This is a genomic window from Corynebacterium afermentans subsp. lipophilum, from assembly GCF_030408375.1.
Classification (GTDB): Bacteria; Actinomycetota; Actinomycetes; order Mycobacteriales; family Mycobacteriaceae; genus Corynebacterium; species Corynebacterium lipophilum.
The window spans coordinates 1-21,568 of sequence record NZ_CP046530.1; the positions used below are offsets into that span (position 1 = coordinate 1).

The 21,568-nt window shown below is 64.2% G+C and carries 17 protein-coding genes and 2 tRNA genes; 13 read left to right on the top strand and 6 right to left on the bottom strand.

What is annotated here, in order from left to right; translation table 11 throughout:
• From dnaA to gyrB, 5 genes are all read left to right on the top strand, one after another.
• Positions 1–1,578, top strand: a complete 1,578-nt coding sequence (gene dnaA, locus CAFEL_RS00005; RefSeq protein ID WP_194559922.1) for a chromosomal replication initiator protein DnaA — start codon at positions 1–3, stop codon at positions 1,576–1,578.
• Between the two features lie 766 nt (positions 1,579–2,344).
• Positions 2,345–3,529: a DNA polymerase III subunit beta gene (gene dnaN, locus CAFEL_RS00010; protein WP_194559923.1), complete on the top strand. Its 1,185-nt coding sequence runs from the start codon at positions 2,345–2,347 to the stop codon at positions 3,527–3,529.
• A gap of 3 nt (positions 3,530–3,532) precedes the next feature.
• A complete protein-coding gene (gene recF, locus CAFEL_RS00015) occupies positions 3,533–4,714 on the top strand; it encodes a DNA replication/repair protein RecF (protein WP_194559924.1) in 1,182 nt (393 codons plus the stop codon).
• Positions 4,698–5,294, top strand: coding sequence for a DciA family protein (locus CAFEL_RS00020; RefSeq protein ID WP_194559925.1), 597 nt, complete (start codon positions 4,698–4,700; stop codon positions 5,292–5,294). Before recF ends, CAFEL_RS00020 begins: the two co-directional genes overlap by 17 nt.
• Positions 5,295–5,441: 147 nt before the next feature.
• On the top strand, positions 5,442–7,541 hold the full coding sequence (gene gyrB / locus CAFEL_RS00025; protein WP_194559926.1) for a DNA topoisomerase (ATP-hydrolyzing) subunit B: 2,100 nt from the start codon (positions 5,442–5,444) through the stop codon (positions 7,539–7,541).
• Between the two features lie 21 nt (positions 7,542–7,562).
• On the opposite strand, the gene CAFEL_RS00030 is transcribed toward gyrB, so the two are convergent.
• From CAFEL_RS00030 to CAFEL_RS00040, 3 genes are all read right to left on the bottom strand, one after another.
• The gene (locus tag CAFEL_RS00030; RefSeq protein ID WP_194559927.1) at positions 7,563–7,997 is read right to left on the bottom strand and encodes a DUF6918 family protein; all 435 of its coding nucleotides are present in this window, start codon (positions 7,995–7,997) and stop codon (positions 7,563–7,565) included.
• Positions 7,998–8,156: 159 nt separating this feature from the next.
• The gene (locus tag CAFEL_RS00035; RefSeq protein ID WP_194559928.1) at positions 8,157–8,594 is read right to left on the bottom strand and encodes a hypothetical protein; all 438 of its coding nucleotides are present in this window, start codon (positions 8,592–8,594) and stop codon (positions 8,157–8,159) included.
• Positions 8,595–8,604: 10 nt separating this feature from the next.
• Entirely contained in the window at positions 8,605–10,461 is a 1,857-nt protein-coding gene (locus tag CAFEL_RS00040) for a YPDG domain-containing protein (protein ID WP_194559929.1), read from the bottom strand.
• Between the two features lie 123 nt (positions 10,462–10,584).
• Between CAFEL_RS00040 and CAFEL_RS00045 the strand changes: the two genes are divergently transcribed.
• Positions 10,585–11,580, top strand: coding sequence for a putative endonuclease domain-containing protein (locus CAFEL_RS00045; RefSeq protein WP_194559930.1), 996 nt, complete (start codon positions 10,585–10,587; stop codon positions 11,578–11,580).
• Between the two features lie 55 nt (positions 11,581–11,635).
• Here CAFEL_RS00045 and CAFEL_RS00050 read toward each other — a convergent pair whose 3' ends face one another.
• Together CAFEL_RS00050 and CAFEL_RS00055 are read right to left on the bottom strand one after the other, a co-directional pair.
• Complete coding sequence (locus CAFEL_RS00050; protein WP_194559931.1) at positions 11,636–11,908, bottom strand: TetR family transcriptional regulator; 273 nt, start codon at positions 11,906–11,908, stop codon at positions 11,636–11,638.
• Positions 11,905–12,117, bottom strand: coding sequence for a hypothetical protein (locus CAFEL_RS00055; RefSeq protein ID WP_063937092.1), 213 nt, complete (start codon positions 12,115–12,117; stop codon positions 11,905–11,907). Before CAFEL_RS00055 ends, CAFEL_RS00050 begins: the two co-directional genes overlap by 4 nt.
• A 60-nt stretch (positions 12,118–12,177) precedes the next feature.
• Between CAFEL_RS00055 and gyrA the strand changes: the two genes are divergently transcribed.
• Both gyrA and CAFEL_RS00065 read left to right on the top strand, forming a co-directional pair.
• The gene (gyrA, locus tag CAFEL_RS00060; protein WP_194559932.1) at positions 12,178–14,727 is read left to right on the top strand and encodes a DNA gyrase subunit A; all 2,550 of its coding nucleotides are present in this window, start codon (positions 12,178–12,180) and stop codon (positions 14,725–14,727) included.
• Between the two features lie 3 nt (positions 14,728–14,730).
• Positions 14,731–15,075 (top strand): DUF3566 domain-containing protein, encoded by a 345-nt coding sequence (locus tag CAFEL_RS00065; RefSeq protein ID WP_194559933.1) that lies wholly within the window; start codon positions 14,731–14,733, stop codon positions 15,073–15,075.
• Positions 15,076–15,506: 431 nt separating this feature from the next.
• Here the strand turns inward: CAFEL_RS00065 and CAFEL_RS00070 are convergent, their stop codons facing one another.
• Positions 15,507–16,607 (bottom strand): zinc-dependent metalloprotease, encoded by a 1,101-nt coding sequence (locus tag CAFEL_RS00070; RefSeq protein ID WP_194559934.1) that lies wholly within the window; start codon positions 16,605–16,607, stop codon positions 15,507–15,509.
• A gap of 387 nt (positions 16,608–16,994) precedes the next feature.
• Between CAFEL_RS00070 and CAFEL_RS00075 the strand changes: the two genes are divergently transcribed.
• The 5 genes from CAFEL_RS00075 to crtI all read left to right on the top strand — a co-directional run bounded on the left by CAFEL_RS00075 (position 16,995) and on the right by crtI (position 21,560).
• Positions 16,995–17,068, top strand: a tRNA-Ile gene (locus CAFEL_RS00075).
• An 18-nt stretch (positions 17,069–17,086) separates the two neighbouring features.
• Positions 17,087–17,159, top strand: a tRNA-Ala gene (locus CAFEL_RS00080).
• Between the two features lie 166 nt (positions 17,160–17,325).
• Positions 17,326–19,071 carry an RNA/DNA-binding domain-containing protein gene (locus tag CAFEL_RS00085; protein ID WP_194559935.1) on the top strand — a complete coding sequence of 582 codons (1,746 nt, stop codon included), beginning with the start codon at positions 17,326–17,328 and terminating at the stop codon, positions 19,069–19,071.
• A gap of 153 nt (positions 19,072–19,224) precedes the next feature.
• Positions 19,225–20,034, top strand: coding sequence for a phytoene/squalene synthase family protein (locus tag CAFEL_RS00090; protein WP_194560174.1), 810 nt, complete (start codon positions 19,225–19,227; stop codon positions 20,032–20,034).
• Positions 20,031–21,560 (top strand): phytoene desaturase family protein, encoded by a 1,530-nt coding sequence (crtI, locus tag CAFEL_RS00095; RefSeq protein ID WP_194559936.1) that lies wholly within the window; start codon positions 20,031–20,033, stop codon positions 21,558–21,560. The genes CAFEL_RS00090 and crtI overlap by 4 nt, the downstream gene beginning before the upstream one ends.
• The last annotated feature ends 8 nt before the right edge of the window (positions 21,561–21,568 follow it).

Consider the following 21,568-nt stretch of genomic DNA (forward strand, 5'->3'; position numbering starts at 1 on the left):
TTGGCGGACCAACACCTCGAGGACCTGTGGCGCGGCGTCGTCGACGAGCTGCTGCGCCTCTCGGAGCAGGCCACCTCGTCCGTACCCACGCTTACCCCCCAACAGCGCGCCTACCTGCGGCTGATGAAGCCGGTCGTGCTTGTCGACGGCTACGCCCTCCTCTCCGCACCCCACCAGGCCGCGAAGAATGTCATTGAGGAGTCCCTGTCTCCCCACATCACCGCGCTGCTGTCGTCCCACACCGGCCAGCCCTACGCCCTGGCCGTCTCCGTGGCCGCGCCCGAGCCGGAACCCGAACCAGAGCCTGAACCCGTTCAGTCGCCAGCACCCTCGCCGGAGCCGAGCTGGCAGCCCACCCAATCCCACGTCGAAGCGCCGGCGGCGGGGGAGCAGATCCCCATGGGCCTTGACGAATTGGCGCAGATGCATGCTGCACAGGTGGCGGGGCGTCGTCGAGAAGCAACTGCGCACCCCACCGTGGACCCAGTGGACCGCCGCATCCCCCGCGAGAAACCAGCGCACGACCCGGACCGCGAAGCTAGCCTGAACCCGAAGTACACCTTTGAAAACTTCGTCATCGGCTCGTCCAACCGCTTCGCCAACGGCGCCGCCGTCGCCGTCGCCGAAAACCCCGCCAAGGCCTACAACCCCCTGTTCATCTGGGGCGGCTCCGGCCTCGGCAAAACCCACCTTCTGCACGCCGCAGGCAACTACGCGCGCGTGCTGCAGCCGGGACTGCGCATCAAGTACGTCTCCTCCGAGGAATTCACCAACGACTACATCAACTCCGTGCGCGACGACCGCCAGGAATCCTTCAAGCGGCGCTACCGCAACCTGGACATCCTCATGGTCGACGACATCCAGTTCCTCGAGGGCAAAGAAGGCACCCAGGAAGAGTTCTTCCACACCTTCAACGCTCTGCACCAGGCAAACAAGCAGATCATCCTGTCTTCCGACCGGCCGCCGAAGGAGCTGACCACGCTCGAGGACCGGTTAAGGACACGCTTCATCAGCGGCCTGATCACCGACGTGCAGCCGCCGGACCTGGAAACCCGCATCGCCATCCTGATGAAGAAGGCGGCCGCGGACGGCACCCAAGTCGACCACGCAGTGCTCGAGCTCATTGCCTCCCAGTTCGAGTCCTCCATCCGCGAGCTCGAAGGCGCGCTGATCCGTGTGTCGGCGTACTCGTCGCTGATCAACGAGCCGATCACCATGGAAGTCGCCCAAGTAGCGCTGCGCGACATCCTTCCCGACGAAGGCGACGTCAACATCACCGCCGACGCCATCAAGGATGCCGCCGCCGAGTACTTCCAGGTCTCCCTGGACCAGCTCACCGGAGCCGGAAAGACCAGGCAGGTCGCCCACGCGCGCCAGATTGCTATGTACCTGTGCCGCGAGCTGACCGAGCTGTCCCTGCCGAAGATCGGCGACGAGTTCGGCGGCAAGGACCACACCACCGTCATGTACGCGGACCGCAAGATCCGCAAGGAAATGACCGAAAACCGCGGCACCTACGACGAGATCCAGGAGCTCACGCAGGTGATCAAGAACCGCGCCCGCATGCGCGCGCGGTAGGTCGGGGCCAGCGGTCGACGGTTCTCCGGCAGTTTCGCACCTCACGCACGAGTTTCCAGCTACAAGGACCCAGCTAATCGCCTTCTGAGGGCGAAAATCGAGGTGCCACTAGCTGGATCCGTGGATTGGGGGACACCAGGGGAGGGGAGGAACGGCCCCGGGACCTACATTTCCGCAGACCCTGGGATCCAAAGCCTGGGAATGCGCAAAAATCGCACGATCCCAGGCTTTGGGTCCCAGGGTTTGTGGTTTCGGCCTGGCGGGAAGCAACAACAACCACTTCTGTACCACTCTCCACAGGCCTGTCCACACCTGTGTAATTACACTGATGTAGTTTGGCCAAGTAGATCACAGTGTAACCGGCATCACACGCTCGAAGGTTGGGGACAGCGTGTGCATAACCGGTGGATGAACGCGGTTCCGCTTGTGTAATTTCGACCGCCCCGGAAAACAATCCACAGGGGACCCGACTTATCCACAAGTTATCCACAACCCAAATCACACAGGCGACACGCCGTGCGACCGGCACAAAACCGGTCCAATCCACAGATTCCCCAAGACCTACTGTTGTTCCCCTCTTTACTTCTTGTAATTCAATCTGGAGAAAGAGAGGGTGTGCAATCTTCGGCGCGGCCCTGACATTCGGCGGCGAACCGGAGGTGAAGCGTCGATAGGCAGAGTGCGCGCGGGTGAATCACAAATGTAGAGTGGTGTCCGATCTGGCTCTGCCCGAAATGCCAAACATGCCAAAGGAGACTGCGCAGTCATGGACAACAATGTGTCGTTTCGCGTCCATAAGGATGAGCTCGCGGACGCTGCGGCGTGGGTCGCGCGCAGCCTGCCCACCAAGTCGACGCAGCCGGTGCTGCGCGCGGTTGTGATTACGGCCGACGACAACGGCCTGGAGTTCGCGGGCTTCGACTACGAGGTCTCCACCCGCGTGCGCATCGGCGCTGAGGTCAACGAGCCGGGCCGCGTGGCGGTGGCCGGCAAGCTGCTCGCTGACATCGTAGGCACCATGCCTAACGACGCCATCGAGGTCTCCACCGATTCCAAGGTGATGACGCTGAAGGCGCGTTCCTCCCGCTTCGAACTGCCGCTGATTGCGTTGGACGATTACCCGCAGTTGCCGCACCTGCCGGAGGTCACGGGCCGAATCTCTCCGGCGGCGCTCACGGGCGCGGTGACCCAGGTGGCCTCCGCCGCCGGCCGCGACGACACGCTGCCGATGCTCACCGGCATCCACCTGGAAATCGACGGCGAGAATGTCACCCTGACGGCCACGGACCGTTTCCGTCTGGCGCAGCGCCACCTGACCTGGGAGCCGACCAGCCCGGACGTCAAGGCGGACTTGCTCGTCCCGGCGAAGACGCTGCTCGACAACGCACGCACGCTGGACACGTCCATCGACGATCCGGTGGAGCTCGCCGCGGGCGCTGCCGACAACATCGGCGGCGACGGCCTGTTCGGCCTGCACACCGGCAACCGCGAAACCACCACCCGCATGCTGGACGCGGATTTCCCCAACGTTGCGCCGCTGCTGCCGAAGACGCACACGGCGATCGCGTCGGTGGAGGTCGCGCCGCTTTTGGAGTCCATCCGCCGCGTCAGCCTGGTCGCGGACCGCAACGCGCAGCTGCGCATGCACTTCAAGGAGGGTGAGCTGACGCTGTTTTCCTCCGGCGCGGATTCGGGCGCCGCCCAGGAAACGCTCCAGGCAGCGTTCACTGGGGTGGATGAGCTGCTCATCGCGTTCAACGCGGGCTATCTTCGCGACGGCCTGTCGGTCATCGGCACCGACCGCGTCGTGTTCGGCTTCACGGAAGCCTCCCGCCCGGCGATCATGATCCCGCAGCCGGAGGAGCTTCCGGAGCGCGGCGAAGACGGCACGTTCCCCACACCGGACACGCACTTCACTTACCTGCTCATGCCGGTTCGCCTGCCGGGCTAGCCCATGCACGTCCGCGAGCTTGATCTGCGTGATTTCCGCTCGTGGCCCGAGCTGAATCTCAAGCTTGAGCCGGGCGTGACGGTTTTCGCAGGCCGCAACGGCCACGGCAAAACCAACATCGTCGAGGCGGTCCATTACTCGTCGAAGCTGTCGAGCCATCGCGTATCGACGGATGCTCCGCTCATCCACGCCAACGCCGAGAACGCCCGCGTGTCCGCCACCACCGTCAACGACGGTCGCGCACTGACCACGCACCTGCTGATCAAGGCGCACGGGGCGAACCAGGCCCAGATCAACCGCACCCGGCTGAAATCCGCCCGCGAGCTGCTGGGCGTTTTGCGCGTGGTGATGTTCTCCCCGGAGGACCTGCGCCTGATCACCGGCGAGCCGGCGGAACGCCGAAAGTTCTTGGACGACCTCGCAGCACTGAGAACCCCGCGCCTCGGCGGGGCCCGCGCGGACTACGAGAAGGTGCTGCGCCAGCGAAACGCTTTGCTGAAAAGCTCGAACATGGCGCTGCGCCGCGGCTACGACGACGAAGACGGCGCCAGCGCGCTTTCCACGCTGGACGTGTGGGACGGTCAGCTCGCGGCGCTCGGCGCGCAGGTGGTGGCGGGCCGGCTCAGCCTCGTCGATGAGCTGTCCGAGCGCATCACCGAGTCCTACCAGTCCGTCGCGCCCGAGTCGCGCCCCGCATCGGTGGCGTACAGCTCCACTCTTGACCGCGCGGTGACCGAGCTCGCTGGCGGGCCCTCGCGCGACCCGGCGGTGTTTGAGGCCGCCATGCTCGCTGAGCTGGGCCGTCGCCGCAAGGACGAGATTGACCGCGGCGCCACCCTCGTGGGCCCGCACCGCGACGACCTGGCGCTCAAGCTCGGCGACCAACCCGCCAAGGGCTACGCCTCCCACGGCGAAACCTGGTCCTACGCGCTGGCGCTCCACCTCGCCGAATACCAGCTTCTGGCCAGCGAGGGCACCGACCCGGTGCTGATCCTCGACGACGTCTTCGCCGAGCTCGACGCCAAGCGCCGCGAGCGCCTCGTGCATGTCGCCGCCGACGCTGAGCAGGTCCTGGTCACCGCCGCGGTGGGCGACGACCTGCCCGGTAACCTCGACGACGCCGTCGCCGCGCGCTACGCCGTGACCATGCAGGACGGGGTGAGCGCCATTGAGCGATCTGATTAAGCGCAGCTTCGACACCGTGCGCGCCACCGCCCGCAAACGCGGCCGCCCCCTGCCGGACCTCTCCCACCAGGGCACCAGCACCATCCCGCGGCGCAACAAGCCATCGCTTCACGACGGACCAAAGGCGGGCATCACCGTGCCGGGATTAGATGTGCCGGAGGAACGTCGCAAAGCAAATGTGCGAGGCATCCCCACGGGCCTGGACGGGCGCGCATTGCCGCGCAGCTACAAGGTCTCCTCCTTTTCCAACCTGCTGGGCTCAGAAATCCGCAAACGCGACTGGACCGAGAAGATGGCGCACGGCTGGGTCATGGGGCACTGGGCCGAGCTGGTGGGCGAGAAGATCGGCCAACACACGCACGTGGAGATGATCAAGGGCGGCGAAGTGCACGTCAGCTGCGATTCCACTGCCTGGGCGACGCAGATGAAGTACATGCAGCGCGAAGTGCTCGCGGCGATCGCGGCGCAGGTCGGGCCGGACGTGGTGACCAAGCTGCACGTCTACGGGCCGAAGACGAAGAGCTGGCGGTATGGCCCGCTGCACGTGAAAGGCCGCGGGCCGCGCGACACGTACGGGTAACGGCCAAGCGAAAAACGCGCGTGAAACGCCCTCTCGCGCGTTGGACACCTCCCCGTTATGGCCCCCTCACCGTGTAATATAGGACGGGTTCAACGGGCCTGAATTACACATTCGGCCCACATTTACGCATGGAGGAGCTTCCCGAAAGTGGCAGAGCAGCAACCCCATTACGACGCGTCATCGATCACCATCCTCGAAGGCCTGGAGGCGGTGCGCAAGCGCCCGGGCATGTACATCGGTTCCACCGGTGTGCGCGGCCTGCACCACCTGGTGTGGGAGGTCGTGGACAACTCGGTCGATGAGGCGATGGCGGGCTACGCCGACCGCGTCGACGTCACCCTGATGGAGGACGGCGGCGTCGAGGTCGTGGACAACGGCCGTGGTATCCCGGTGGAGATGCACCCGACCGGCGCCCCGACGGTGCAGGTGGTTATGACCCAGCTGCACGCCGGCGGCAAGTTCGACTCGGAGTCCTACGCGGTCTCCGGCGGCCTGCACGGTGTGGGCATTTCCGTGGTCAACGCGCTGTCCACCCGCGTAGAAGCGGACATCAAGCGCGACGGCAAGCACTGGTACCAGCGCTTCAACATGGCCGTGCCGGACGAGCTGGAGGAGGGCGGCAACGCCCGCGGCACCGGCACCACCGTCCGTTTCTGGCCGGACGCGGAGATCTTCGAGACCGTCGATTTCAACTACGACACCATCTCGCGCCGCCTGCAGGAAATGGCCTTTTTGAACAAGGGCCTGACCATCACGCTGACGGACCAGCGCGTCACCGACGAGGAGCTTGAGCTCGAGGCGATCGCCGAGGAGGGCGACACCGCAGCGGCTATCGACGGCGACTCGTTCGACGACTCTACCGAGACCGTCGACGCCACCGAGGTGGACCAGGACGGCGACGGCGACACGGTGGAGCCGGGCGACGAAGTCGCGCCGGACGTGAAGAAGAAGCGCGAAAAGAAGGTCACCTTCTACTACCCGGACGGCTTGGTCGACTACGTCAAGCACCTGAACAAGTCCAAGACGGCGATCCACCCGACCATCATCGGCTTCGACCAGAAGGGCGACGGCCTGGAGGCAGAGGTGGCGATGCAGTGGAACGGCTCCTTTAAGGAGTCTGTGCACACGTTCGCCAACACGATTAACACGCACGAGGGCGGCACCCACGAGGAGGGCTTCCGCGCCGCGTTGACGTCGTTGATGAACCGCTACGCGCGCGACCACAAACTGCTCAAGGACAAGGAGCCCAACCTCACTGGCGACGACTGCCGCGAGGGCCTCGCCGCCGTCGTCTCCGTGCGCGTGGCCGACCCGCAGTTTGAGGGCCAGACCAAGACCAAGCTGGGCAACACCGAGGTCAAGGGCTTTGTCCAGCGCGCGGTGAACGAGAACATCTCCGACTGGTTCGACGCCAACCCGGCCGAGGCCAAGGTCATCGTGAACAAGGCCGTGTCCTCCTCCCAGGCCCGCCAGGCGGCCCGCAAGGCCCGCGACCTGGTGCGCCGCAAGTCCGCCACCGACCTGGGCGGCCTGCCCGGCAAGCTCGCGGACTGCCGCTCCAAGGACCCCACAAAGTCCGAGCTGTTCATCGTGGAGGGCGACTCTGCAGGCGGCTCCGCCAAGGGCGGCCGCGACTCCATGTACCAGGCCATCCTGCCGCTGCGCGGCAAGATCTTGAACGTGGAGAAGGCCCGCATGGACCGCGTGCTGAAAAACGCCGAGGTCCAGGCCATCATCACCGCGCTGGGCACCGGCATCAACGACGAGTTCGACATCGCCAAGTTGCGCTACCACAAGATCGTGCTGATGGCCGACGCCGACGTGGACGGCCAGCACATCGCCACCCTGCTTCTGACCCTGCTGTTCCGCTTCATGCCGGAGCTGGTGGAAAACGGCCACGTCTTCTTGGCCAACCCGCCGCTGTACAAGCTGAAGTGGGGCAAGGGCGAGCCGGGCTACGCGTTCTCCGACCGCCAGCGCGACGAGCTGCTTGCGGAAGGCCTGGAGGCCGGCCGCAAGATCAACACCGACGACGGCATCCAGCGCTACAAGGGCCTGGGCGAGATGAACGCCAAGGAGCTGTGGGAGACCACCCTGGATCCGGACACACGCATCCTGCGCAAGGTAGAGCTTGAGGACGCCCAGCGTGCCGACGAGCTGTTCTCCATCCTCATGGGCGACGACGTTGCGGCCCGCCGCAGCTTCATCACCCGCAAGGCGAAGGACGTGCGCTTCCTGGACGTCTAAGCGGGAGCGCTTTAGACGTCGTTAAGCAAAACGCTCCACGATCTCGCCGAGCTGCGGCAACGACGGGCCCACGATCTTCGCGGCCTTGCCGCGCAGCGTGGAGTACACCTTCTTGATGGCGCCGGGCATGGAATCCGCCTGCTTGTCGCCTGCGTCGAGCATCGCCTTGACCACGTCGTCCTCGCGGCCGGAGAGGAACTCGCCGAAGCCCTGCTGGCCGCTGGCCTGGTAGGCGGACCAGTAGGGGTTGAGCTCCTCGACGATCTGCGGGAGGAACTTGTTCACGCCCTTGGAAATGGCGTCCGCGTCGGCCTTCTTACCTGCGGCGACAGCCGACTTTAAGGCCATGCCGGTGAGGCCGGACTGGCGGGCGACAGTGTCGTCCACAAGAGTGGTGATCTCCTGGACAACCTGGGGGCGCTTGGCTGCGTCGAGCAGCTGGGAAAGATCAGTCATGGCCATCAGTTTAACGGGAAAAACGGCCGGTGCGGGACCGGCCGTTTTCGGTTGCAGCTCTTCCACCGCAGCACCTCTCTTGCCACATGTGTCACATGGCTCTCGTGGGTTCACTGCAACCACAACGGGCACAACCGTAACACAGGGTGTGTGGCGGAGCTAACGCTGGGGGAGGTACTCCTCGAGCTGCGGCAGGTACTGATCCGCGTAGGACTGCACAAACGCCGTGATCTCCTTCGCAGGAATCAGGCGGTTGCCTTCCGACGAGCCGGGCACATGCGTCAGATTAAACTGCTCCGCCAAGTTGTCCACCGCCTCGCGCGCCTCGGGCACAAAATCGACGATGAGCTGCACCGCGACCGCCGTCGCCGCAAACGCGATAGCCAGGGAGATCGGAGCCGAGCCCGTGTAGGACCCCTCCAGCGCGCGCTTTTCCGGCGGGTTGATGTCCTTGTCATAGTCCGGGCGGTAGTTCGGCTTGGACGAACCTTTCGAGCTTGCCGAGGACAACTGCGAAATAGCGGTGTCCTGCGCAAAGGCGGGGGAGGGGGCGGCGAGCAGGGCGGCGGCCGCCAGCGCCGCAACAGTTTTCTTCATGGGGAACATGTTAGGCGGTGGGGAAAGGCAAGTCGGGCCAGAGTCCCATCTGTTCCAACTGAGGCTTGGCGGCGAACGCCAACCCGCCCAGCGCCGCCAGGACACCAATCACAATGGCGATGATGCCGGCGGTGCTGGAGCCCTCGTCGGCTGGGGTCGGCGATGGGGTTGTGGGTTCTGGTTCCGAGGTGGTCTCCGGGGCCGGTTCGGGTTCTGGCTCCGGTGTGGATTCCGGCTCGGGCGTGATCTCCGCTTCCGGCGCGGTGACCTTGAAGTTCGCGCCGACCATGGTGTCGGAGCCGTCCTCGAATACGACCGCCAAGACCAAGTGGTGTGCGCGTATGGAGGTTACGGCGTCGGGTTTTGCGGAAATGGTCAGAGCACCGGTGCGGGAGTCGACGCTGACGTCGTTGCCGTCCCGGTCGGCACCATTGAGATGTTTAAGAGTGACTACGCTGCCCTCCGGTAGGCCATCTGGGGAGTAGCTGACGGTCTCGCCGGGGTGCAGCTCCACATCCGGGTAAGTCACATGAGCGGTCTCGGACTGCGGGTTCTCCGGTTTCACCAGGAGGAACGGAGCCACGAGGTACTTGACGGAGCCGTCCGGGAAGTGTGCAGCCACATCGGCCTCGAAAGCGATGTTGGGCTTGGTGTTGTTCGGGGGAGTCACGGTGAGCTCACCGGTGGTGCGCGCGACGTCGACAGTCCAGCCCGGCACGAATTCCCCATAGTGCTCGAACCAGGTGCCCTCCGGGAAGTCGCCTTCGAGCTTCGCAGTGAATGGCCCCGGCGTGGGTGCCTCCACCTTCTGGTACTCCAACTCGGCCCGCTCGTTGTCCCACAACCCAGGCTCACCGATCTCGAACACCGCGGAACCCAGGCCCACGCTTTCGTCGTCGTAGGTAACCTCCACCGGGACGAAAAATTGCGAACCCGAGGTCTTAATGGGCCGCTTCGGGGTCATCGTCACTTGGCCTGTTTGCTTATCGACGTCCACGTCGAAGCGCTGGGTCAGGCTCGGCACTAAGTCGTCGCGAAGCTTGAAGCTGTCAACGCCTCGGGTTGAGCCCAAGAACTCCGCGAACTCGGACTCGTCGCCAGGCATGATGCGGTACTGCCACTGCGGCCGGATCCGGTTGTCATAGAGGTAATTGAAGAAGTCAGAGAGATCCTCGCGTCTAAGTTCCTCGAACGACTGCTCATCAACGTCCATCGTTAACAGCAGCACAGGCAGGGTGGCTTCCGATCCATCTGGGTAGTGCACCGTCACAGCCGCAGCGGTGTTGGAGCGGAAACGCAGGGAGTCTGTCTGCGTCACGGTGAGGGTGCCCTTGTCGTCCACCTCGACGGAGTAGTGCTCCGGCGCGACGACGGAGAACGTGGTGCCCTCGGGGACCTCACCCTGAAGGGGCTCCGCAACCTCCTGGTCAAGCGATGTGTATACCGCGTAGTACTCCACCGGGTACTTCTGGGCCATCTCGCCGAGCTGATCCACCACGTCCACCTGCACCGTGCGCTGTACGGTGCGAAAGCCGTCGCTGACCGCGACGGTGAGCATCGTGCGCTCGCCGGGGGAGACGTCGTCTGCGACACGGATGGTGACTTCGCCGGTGCGCGGTTCCGTCGTAAAGCTATAGCCCAAGTAGTCACGTTCGCCGGAGAAGCGCACGTCGCTCGAGAACTCGCCCTCCGGCTTTACCTTCACCTCCCCGCCCGGGGTGATGCGGACGTCGGGCCAGCTCAGGGAATCGATGCTCTGGACCTGGGTGGTCTCCGCGAGCGCGTGGGGGACCGTTGCGCCGCCGCACACCAACGAGGCGGCGGTGGCGAAGGCGACGGCCGCACGGCCGATCTTTTTGGCAGACATGGGAAGCCTTTCGGGAAACAATGCGGGATGCGCAGCAGTATACGCCTTGAGCTGGGGAAAGCACGACAACTCAGTCCCTGCGCGAAAAGGAACCGCCGGGTGGCTGCGAGCGTCTAACTAGCCATGACCCACCTTTACAACGGCATGACCACCACTGCCGGCGCGTTGCTCTACCCGAACCCAGGGCGTCTCCTGCCTGGAATGGCCAGCGTGAACGGGGAGTTCCAGGTGCCGCGACACGTGCTGCGGCCAGACAGTATTGTCATCCGTGATTCCGTCCGCCACCCTCGCCGGGTGCGCTACCAGGTGCCGGCAAAGTACCGCGCGGTGGCGCACGCGCTCGCACATCCGGGCACAACGCTCGCCGGTTTCGGTGCGCTGGCCTTGTACGGGCTGCCGTACCTGGTGGACGCGCACGACACCGTCTTAATCTCACCCACCCTCCACGCGAAAAAACGTGGCAGCACGTTTGAGCCGGCCCTTGTGAGAAAGCAGCTAGAACCAGGTGAACTGTGGCAGATGGAGTGCCGCGACGAGCTGATCACGGTCGCCGCGCCGCCCGTTGCTGTCGTACAAGCGCTGCAGCTCATTCGGTCCCGGCAGTGCGCGTGGCCCGTCATCGCCAGCGAGGACGAGGAGGTGTTTGTGCGTGCGGTCCAGCTTGTCGACGCCTCCCGCCGCTTCCTCGCCCTCACCCCAGAAGCGATCGCCGTCGCGGGCAAAGGCCGCGTGAACAACAGGTGGCTCGCGTCGGTGCTGAAGGCTTCGAGCGCGCTCGCAGATTCGCCGAAAGAGACTGAAATGCGTCTCATTGCTCAGGAGGTGGCCCGTCAGTTCGGGCTGAAACTGGAGGAGCAGGTGGAGTTCTGGGCGAACGGCAAGCTAGTTACGCGCGCTGACCTGGCTTTCCCCGAGGCGAGAATCGCGCTGTATTACGACGGCCGCCACCACGACGGTGCCAGCACCCGCCTGCGCGACACCAGCATCGACCTCTACCTGACCTCTATCAACTGGCGGCCACTGCGCTACGGCACGAACATGCTCAGCGGCCTGGTCGGGCACTTGGAGGTGGTCTTGAGGGAGCGCGGATTCGCAAAAGTTGACGAGCCCAAAATCTGACCTGGGGGTTCGCACGCGAATTTCGGGCGGATTGTCAAACTTTGCGAGCGGTTGCTTATCGACGAGCATCCGCCCACCTCCGAAACACCTCCGCCACGACAGCAGCGAACCCCTCGTTGGAGGACGACAGCGGCGAAAGCGCCACCACGGCCTTAGAAAGCGCCGCGGCGGCCGCCTCCACCGAGTCGAACACGGCCACGCCGTGGAGCCGGGCGCCGGGCACGGCGGCGCAGGCGGCCAGGGCAGCGAACGAGCGGACCTGGCAGCCGTGGAAGGAGCAGTACTCGTCCGCGATGGCCAGGAGCTGCTCGGGGGAAAAGCCTCTCATCCGCGCGCCTGCCTGATGCGCGATTCCATTCCGGAATAGGACGGGATGAGGGAGCGGGCGAGGTCGGTGACGTGGGCGTCGTCAAGCAATCGCGATGCTGCCGCCACCACCGCACGGCGCGCCGCCTCCTGCTTCGAGCACCCCCACGCTGAAGCCAATAACACGAGCGCCTTGTCCTCGTCTGCGGTCAACCGAAGCGTCATAGCCATACCACTTTGATACCACGCGGCTAGCGTGAAAAGCCGCAGAAGCCCGCTAAACTCGACCGTATGGCTGATGACACCACTGGCGGCATGGACCGCATTCAACCAATCGACATCAACGAGGAGATGCAGACCAGCTACATCGATTACGCCATGAGCGTGATCGTGGGTCGCGCGCTCCCCGAGGTGCGCGACGGCATGAAGCCGGTGCACCGCCGCGTGATCTACGCAATGTACGACGCGGGTTTCCGCCCCGAACGCTCCTACGTCAAGAGCGTGAAGGCCGTCGGCGAGACCATGAGTAACTACCACCCGCACGGCGACAGCGCCATCTACGACACCCTCGTGCGCATGGCGCAGCCGTGGTCCATGCGCTACCCGCTTGTGGACGGCCAGGGCAACTTCGGTTCCCCGGGCAACGACGGCCCGGCCGCTATGCGTTACACGGAGTGCAAGCTCACCCCGATCGCCATGGAGATGGTGCGCGACATCCGCGAAAACTCCGTGGACTTCGCCCCGAACTTCGACTCCAAGACCCAGGAGCCGACCGTCCTGCCGTCCCGCGTGCCGAACCTGCTGATGAACGGCTCCAACGGTATTGCGGTGGGCATGGCCACCAACATCCCGCCGCACAACCTGAACGAGCTGGCGGAGGCCATCTACTGGATCCTGGAAAACCACGACGCCGAGGAGAAGGAGACCCTCGACGCCGTGATGGAGCGCGTGAAGGGACCGGACTTCCCCACGGCGGGCTTGATCGTGGGCGACCAGGGTATTAAGGACGCCTACGCCACCGGCCGCGGCTCCATCCGCATGCGCGGCGTGACGGAAATCGAGGAGATTGGCAACCGCCAGGTCATCACGATCACCGAGCTGCCGTACCAGATCAACCCGGATAACTTCATCCACAACATCGCCGAGCAGGTCACCGCCGGCAAGATGGTGGGCATCTCCAAGATCGAGGACGAGTCCTCCGACCGCGTGGGCATGCGCATCGTGGTCACGCTCAAGCGCGACGCGGTGCCGCGCGTGGTGCTGAACAACCTGTACAAGCACTCGGCGCTGGAGACGAACTTCTCCGCCAACATGCTCAGCATTGTCGACGGCGTCCCGCGTACCCTGCGCCTGGACCAGATGCTGCGCTTCTACGTCAAGCACCAGATCGAAGTCATTGTCCGCCGCACCCAGTACCGCCTGGACGAGGCCGAAAAGCGCGCCCACATCCTCCGCGGCCTAGTCAAGGCGCTGGACATGCTGGACGAGGTCATCGCCCTGATCCGCCGTTCGCCGACCGTGGACGACGCCCGCCAAGGCCTCATCAACCTGTTGGACATCGACGAGATCCAGGCCAACGAGATCCTGGCCATGCAGCTGCGCCGCCTGGCCGCCCTGGAGCGCCAGAAGATCATCGACGACCTTGCCGCGATTGAGAAGCAGATCGCGGACTACAAGGACATCCTGGCCAAGCCGGAGCGTCAGCGCGCGATTGTCGGCGACGAGCTCAAGGAGATCGTCGATAAGTATGGCGACGAGCGCCGCACCCAGATCGTCGCCGCCACCGGCGACGTCACTGAGGAAGACCTTATCGCCCGCGAAAACGTGGTGGTCACCATCACCTCCACCGGCTACGCCAAGCGCACCAAGGTGGACGCCTACAAGAGCCAGAAACGCGGCGGCAAGGGCGTGCGGGGCGCCGAGCTGAAGCAGGACGACGTGGTGAAGAACTTCTTCATCTGCTCCACCCACGACTGGATCCTGTTCTTCACCAACTTCGGCCGCGTCTACCGCCTCAAGGCCTACGAGCTGCCGGAAGCGGGCCGCACCGCCCGTGGCCAGCACGTGGCCAACCTGCTGGAATTCCAGCCGGAGGAAAAGATCGCGCAGATCATCCAGATCCAGACCTACGAGGACGCCCCCTACCTGGTGCTGGCCACGCGCGACGGCCGCGTGAAGAAGTCCCGCCTCACCGACTACGAATCCGCCCGCTCCGCCGGCCTGATCGCCATCAACCTCAACGAGGGCGACGCGCTCATCGGCGCCTCCCTTGTCGGCGAGGACGACGACCTGCTGCTCGTGTCCGAGCAGGGCCAATCCATCCGCTTCTCCGCCGACGACGAGCAGCTGCGCCCCATGGGCCGCGCCACCGCCGGCGTGAAGGGCATGCGCTTCAAGGGCGACGACCAGCTGCTGGCCATGACCGTGGCCAAGGACGGCGAATACCTCCTCGTGGCCACCTCCGGCGGCTACGGCAAGCGCACCGCCATCGAGGAGTACAACGCGCAGGGCCGCGGCGGCATGGGCGTGATGACCTTCAAGTACAGCCCGAAACGCGGCAAGCTCATCGGCGCCCTCTCGGTTGCGGAGGATGACCAGATCTTCGCCATCACCTCCGCCGGCGGCGTGATCCGCACCGAGGTCGACCAGATCCGCCCGTCCTCGCGCGCAACCATGGGCGTGCGGCTGGTGGACCTCGCCGACGGCGTGGAGCTTCTGGCCATCGACCGCAACGTCGAGGACGAAGGCGAGGAGGAAGCCACCGCAGTCGCCACCGGGCAGAAGACCATCGAGCAGGCGCTTAGCGACGACAGCTCCGACGCCGGCGAGGACAAGGAGTAGCCCGTGGCCGTCCGCAAAGTGACCGTGCGCCACATCGGCGCCGGCTCCACCTTCAAAGTGGCAACGCTGCTGGCCTTCTTGGGCTTCATCGCCTGGATGGCCGCTTGCTTACTGGTCTACTACGGGCTGGAGCGCGCCGGGGTCATCGAGTCCATCAACTCCCTGATCGGCGGTGTCGGCGGCGACCAGGTGGTGGACATGAAACTGGCCATGTCCGCCGCGGGCCTGTTCGGCCTGGTGGGCTTTTTGTTCCAGGTGATCATGGCCCCGCTGACGGTAATCATGTACAACGCCATCGCGGACCTGGTCGGCGGCGTCAGCTTCACCATGTCCAACCGGGCCAAGTAGGGGTCCCGGTTCCAAAACCCCCTTGTCGATACCTCGATGTCGATGGTTCCTGGTCACAGGGTTGAGCCCTGTTCCGGCGGTTTTTCGTCGAGAAGCTCTGACCTGCAACTATCGACCTCAAGGTATCGACTTCGCCATTCCACCCTTCCTCGCTTGCGGACTCCGCATTGCGGACAACCCCGGTGACCCCAACTATTGGTGCACACCAACAATCGGGGCTGCGTCGGGACGGCGGTTCGCAAAAGTTAACGGCTCGATTTCGCGACCTGGGGAAACGCGACGCCAAAACGGCCCGATTGTCAGCTTCTACGAATCCGAGCCTCCACGACTCCGCATTGCGGACAATTCCGGTGACTCCAACTATTAGTCCGCACCAACGAAAACACCCCGGCAGAAGCGGGGCGTTAGCGGAACTGAAACTCGCCTAGAACCTAGAAGGGGAGCAGGCCGTTCATGGCGGCGAAACCCGCACCCGCGATGCCCAGGACGGCCAGGGCTGCGGCGACGGAGCCGACGATGGCGGCGACGTTCACATCCGTGGCCTTGGCGGGAGCGGCCTCCGCGGAAACCTGCTCGACCTCGGCGGCCCCAGAAGCCTGGGCTACCGGCATCGCACCGTGGGAGACGGTGCGGGCGCCGAGCTCGAGGGCGTCGCGGCCGATGCGCGGGGTGTCCAGGACGAGGGCGTCCCAGTCGGCGGGCACCTCGACGGGGCCGTCCGGGCCTTCGGCGGTGTAGGGCTCCTCGGAGTAGTTGAAGTGGGTGAACTGGTGGTCGTAGTTCATCACGGACTGGTACTCCGCTGGTGTGGCCTGGGTGCGCGGCAGCTTGCGGGTGACGTCCACGGAGCCGTTGTGGCGCAGGCCCAGGGTGTGGCCGAACTCGTGGAGGATCGCGTTGCGGAGCTGCTCGTCGCTGTCGATCTGGTCGTTGTTGGCGACGAAGAAGGCGCTGTCGCCGACGAGGGCGACGCCGGTGGTGTAGTCGCCGCGGTCGATCTGGTCGCCGATGATGCCTAGGCGGAAGGCGTTGGAGCGGTCGCCGAGGTAGGTGTCGATGTCCTGGAGCAGGCGCACGCCGGCGATCTGGTCGGCGAAGTAGTGCTGCGAGTAGGCCACGGTTTCGCCGCCGTGGAACTCGGTGTAGTTGGGGATGTTGGTGTAGGTCTCGCCGGCGTCGATGTGCAGGGCGATGCCGTGGTCGTCGAAGAGGTCGACGATGTCTTGCAGCGCCTCCGCGGACGGCGCGAAGGACTTTCCGTTGTGCTCTTCCATCCAATTGAGCTGGAGGAAGACATCGGGGCGGTTGGGGTCGACGCCCCAGTCGGGGAGGGCGAGCTCGGTGCCGTCGTGAAGCACGATGCCCTCGGTTTCCCAGTCGTCGGGGAGGCCGTCGTTGTCGGAGTCGATCGCGTATTCGGCCGCCTCGAGGTCAACGAGTGCGGTGGTGTCCGCGGCGGCGGCCGGCTGGAGGCCGGTGAAGGCGAGTGCTGCTGCGAGTGCGGCGGCGAGGGCCTTGGTCTGTGCGCGCATCTCGTTGCTCCTTTGACGTTGTGGTGGACATGGGCTGCTTCGATGTCCATGACTTTATTGAAGGAGTTTGCGCAGGTAAACCGGGGTAAGATCGTTCAACACTTGGTTCGGATTGTTCAACGTTTGGCAAGCCCCCAGAGCCCGGATTGTTCACCAATCAGCCCCCTGCCAAACACCGCGCGCGAGCCCGAAACGCCCGCTCACCAGCAGAGATGCGCAAAACCCAGGAAAACCCGGATTGTTCACCATTTTCCGCCGCGCCTACCCCCGCCTGTTACCCCTGCGTGCCGGGGCGTGGAACGTCGATAAGCAATTGCTCTTTTATGGGCCGTACGCTGGCGATTTGGAGCTGTTGTGGGTGCTCTGTAATATTCCTATTCGTTCCAAGGGCCTATAGCTCAGTCGGTTAGAGCGCATCGCTGATAACGATGAGGTCGCAAGTTCGATTCTTGCTAGGCCCACGGTACCCTCGGGTACGCGGGGCATTAGCTCAGTTGGTAGAGCACCTGCTTTGCAAGCAGGATGTCAGGAGTTCGATTCTCCTATGCTCCACAGAATGGCTCCCTCCAGTTGGAGGGGGCCTCTTTGCTTTGCGACGTAAGCTTCGCACTTTCCACCGTAAAAGTGAGAAGACTTTCGCATTTTCCCTACCAAAGTCAGAATAAAACTCCGAAATAGCAGGTAGACAAAGTGCGAAAGTGCGAATATTGTGCGAGTTATGTCCTGGACTGAGCGACGGTTGCGTGAAACACTTTCCCAGTTGCGTGCGTTTGGAGACGATACGACCCTGGTTGAGTGCAAAACAGCAGGTGGGGGAGTCCCCGAGCAGCTGGGCGAGACGCTGTGCGCGTTTGCGAACATGCCACAAGCTGGCGCAATCATTCTCGGGGTGAGTGAACGGCGTGGGTTCGAAGTCACCGGTGTCGCCGAGCCTGCGCAGATGGAGAAATCCGTGGTGAACGTGAACCGCAGTGCGGTGACGCCGGCGCCACAGTTGGAATTTTTCCACCACGTGCTTGACGGGAAGAACGTAGTCGTTGTGGAGGTCACGCCGCTTCTGGCTTCAGAGAAGCCGGCGAAGTTCGAGGGCAAACCATTTTTGCGCCAGGCAGACGGCGACTACGTGATGAATTCGAATGACTTGAAAATGCTGTCGCTGTCGGCGCTGACTGAGACCCAGCAGACCCACTTCGATTTTGCATCTTTGCCAGGAACCGATTCCGCCCTGCTTGACTCCAGCGTGCTTGACACATACGTGAAAACGGTGCGTGCTTCTCGGAGCCGCATAGCCAAAATCGACAACGTCGATCAGTTACTGCAGGTCACTAACGTTACGGACAACCAGGGCAACGTTCGCTTTGGCGGTTTGTACGCGCTGGGTTACCTCCCGCAGGCAGTTGAGCCAGCACTCGGAGCGACAGCGGCGGTGCGGCTGGCTCGAGGGGAGGGAGCGGGCCGAAACAGGAACCTGACTGAGATCGAGGGCCCGTTGCCCGTAATGCTGGCGGAAGCGATGGAATGGATTCAGCGAAATGCGGATACCGTGAGTCGTTACACCGAAACCGGCCACTTAGTTGATCAGCCGGAGTTTCCCCCGAGCGCTATCCGAGAAGTGCTAGCGAACGCTTTGGTGCACCGGGACCTGGGGCCCTCTGTCGACGTGGGCAAGAAGGTGGAGATCAGGCTCACGGAGCGGATGCTCATAATTGTCAGCCCAGGCGGTTTGCGGGGCCTATCCGTTTCACAGCTTGAGGCGCCTTCATTGACTAAAGCCCCGGTAAACAAGCGTCTGTACGAGATCGCGCGTTACCTCCGCACGGACGACGGGGAGCGTGTAATTGAGGGCGAAGGTGGCGGCATTCAGGAAATCCTGACGGCAATCCGGGAGGCTCGAATGCCGAAACCTAAGTTCGTAGACAACGGTGTCGAGTTCAAGGTCCTCTTTCCGCGCGGATCCCGTTTCACGGAGGAAGAGGATGACTGGTTGGAGGGTTTGCAGCGTGACGGGCTGCGATTGAGCCCGACTGAAGAGGACCTTCTGGTGGACCTGCGGAATCACGGTGGCGCCACGCTTTCCGGCATCCTGCAGCGCTACTCGCCTTACAGTGAGCAGTCATGCAAGAGGATGCTGGGCAGACTCACGGAGACAGGGGTGCTCCAGGAAACTGACGGCCGGTACGCCTTGCCAGGAGCCCAGAGCGACACACCGGGGTTCGAGGCCCCTGGCCCGGACATCACCGCCGCTTCTCACATTGATGATCTGGCTCCCCTTGGCAAAAACGTTCCCGCCGTCTACCGGGCTTTTACTCCTGGCGCACAGGTCACGTTGAAGGAGTTGCAGACTCAGACGGGTCTCTCGGCGGCGCAACTGCGTTATGCCCTTGAACCCCTTCTCAACCACGGGCACGTGGTCATGCTCGGTGGTCAAGGCCGTCGGGGCACGACGTATCGGTTGAACTACTGAGACTTTCGCACTATCCGCTACCAAATTCAGGATGAAACTCCGAAATGGCAGGTAGACAAAGTGTGAAAGTGAGAAGCGGCATGCGGCCTATCCCGTCGCACGCCCACGGTAAGCTGCCAAGGCGTGAACACCTTCCTCTCCCGCTTCGACGCCATGGCGGACAAGGCGGCGGCGCAGGTGATTGCGCAGTATTCCACCAGTTTTTCCCTTGCGGTGCGCACGCTGCCGAAGCCGGAGCGCACCCACATCCGGAACCTCTACGCGGTGGTGCGCATCGCGGACGAGATCGTGGACGGCACCGCCACCCAGGCCAACGAGTGCCCGGAAACAGCCCTTGACCTGTATGAGGAGCAGGTTCTGCACGCGCCGAGCCACCGTTTCCACACGGATCCGGTGCTGCACGCGTGGGCGCGCACGTTCCGCGAGTGCCGCCTCAATCCCGAGCATATGCAGGTCTTTTTCGCCTCCATGCGCGCGGACCTGACGCAGACGGAATTCACGCCGCAACAGCTGGATACCTATATATATGGCTCGGCCGAGGTGATCGGCCTAATGTGCCTGGACATTTTCCTGCGCGGCCGCGACACCCCGCACCGCCGCGAGTTGGAGGAGGGCGCCCGTGCGCTCGGCAGCGCGTTTCAGAAGGTCAACTTCTTGCGCGACCTCGGCGAGGATAGCCGCGCACTCGGTCGCGCGTACTTCGGCACCACGCTTGACGACGACCTAAAGTCCACCCTCACCAGCCAAATCGCCGACGAACTCGACCGGGCCCGCGAGGCCATCCCGCTGCTGCCGCCGGCAGCCCGCGGGGGAGTGGCCGCTGCCGAAGCGCTGTTCCGTGAGCTCAACGCCCGCATCGAGGCCACCCCGGCAGCCGAGCTGCAGACCACCCGCGTCCGCGTTCCCAACCACCTCAAAGTAGCGCTCACAGCAAAAGCGCTAGCGAACACGAGGAAGCCATGAATAAGCAACCGAAGTCAGCCATCGTGATCGGCGCCGGCGTGGCCGGCATGGCCACCGCGGCGTTGTTGGCCCGCGAGGGCATCGACACCACCGTGGTGGAGAAGCTGCCCACCCACGGCGGCCGCGCCGGAAACGAGACCGTCGACGGCTTCCGTTTCGACACCGGCCCGAGCTGGTACCTGATGCCGGACGCGTTCGAGCACTTCTTCGGCCTTTTTGGCGAGCGCACCGAGGACCTTTTGGACCTGAAGCCGCTTGCACCCGCCTACCGCCTTTTCCCGGAGAGCGGCGAGCCCATCGACGTCCACTCCGGCCGCGACAACGCCGCGAAGCTTTTCGAGCAGCTCGAACCCGGCGCCGGCGCCAAGCTCGTGGAGTATCTGGACAGCGCCGAGGAGACGTACGACCTGGCTATCCAGAACTTCCTCTACACCAACTTCCGCTCGCTGGCGCCGCTGAAGCGCATCCGCGGCCAGTACGCCCGCCTCGCGCGCTACCTCACGGAGCCGCTGGACCGGTTCGTGGCAAAGCGCTTCACGGACACGCGCCTGCGCCAGATGCTCACGTACCCGTCGGTGTTCCTCTCCTCGCACCCGAGCCGCACGCCGAGCATGTATCACCTGCTCAGCCACACCGACCTGACCCAGGGCGTGCTGTATCCGCAGGGCGGTTTCGCGGCGGTGATGGACGCGCTTTTCAACCTCGCCGTCGAGCAGGGTGCGCGGTTCCGCTTCAACTCCGAGGTCGCGGCCATCGAGGACAGGGGCGTAATGCTTATCGACGGCCAAAGGCTCCCCGCCGACCTCACCATCTCCGCCGCGGACCTGCACCACACCGAAACGCGCCTGCTGCCGAAAACCAAGCGCACTTACGACGAGTCCTGGTTCGCTCCGCGCGACCCCGGCCTGGGCACTGTGCTGGTCATGCTGGGTGTCGAAGGCGAGATCCCGGAGCTGGCACACCACAACTTCCTGTTCAGCGACGACTGGTCCGACGACTTCGATGCTGTATTTAATGGGCCGGTTGCCAGCCGGCCGCAGGGAGCGTCGCAGTCCATCTACGTGTCGAAGCCGTCGGCGACGGATCCGGGTGTCGCGCCTGCCGGCCACGAGAACCTGTTCGTGTTGGTGCCGGTGCCCGCGGACCCGTCGGTGGGCCACGGCGACATGTACCGGGGAGAGGCCTCGGAGCAGGTGCAGCGCATCGCCGACGCGGCTATTGAGCAGATTGCGGCGAGGTGTGGGGTTGCGGGGTTGGGCCGGAGGATCGTCGTAAAGCAAACGCTCGGTCCTGCTGATTTTGCCGAGCGCTACAACGCCTGGTCCGGCGGATCGATCGGGCCCGCGCACACACTGCGGCAGTCCGCGTTTCTGCGCGGCTCCAACAAGAGCCGGAAGGTGGAGTCGCTGATGTACGCCGGAGCGACCACGACGCCTGGGGTGGGCGTACCCATGTGCTTGATATCCGCTGAGAATGTGCTCAAGCGGGTCCGCGGCGACAGAAGCTCGGCTCCGCTGGACCACTGACCGTAGGT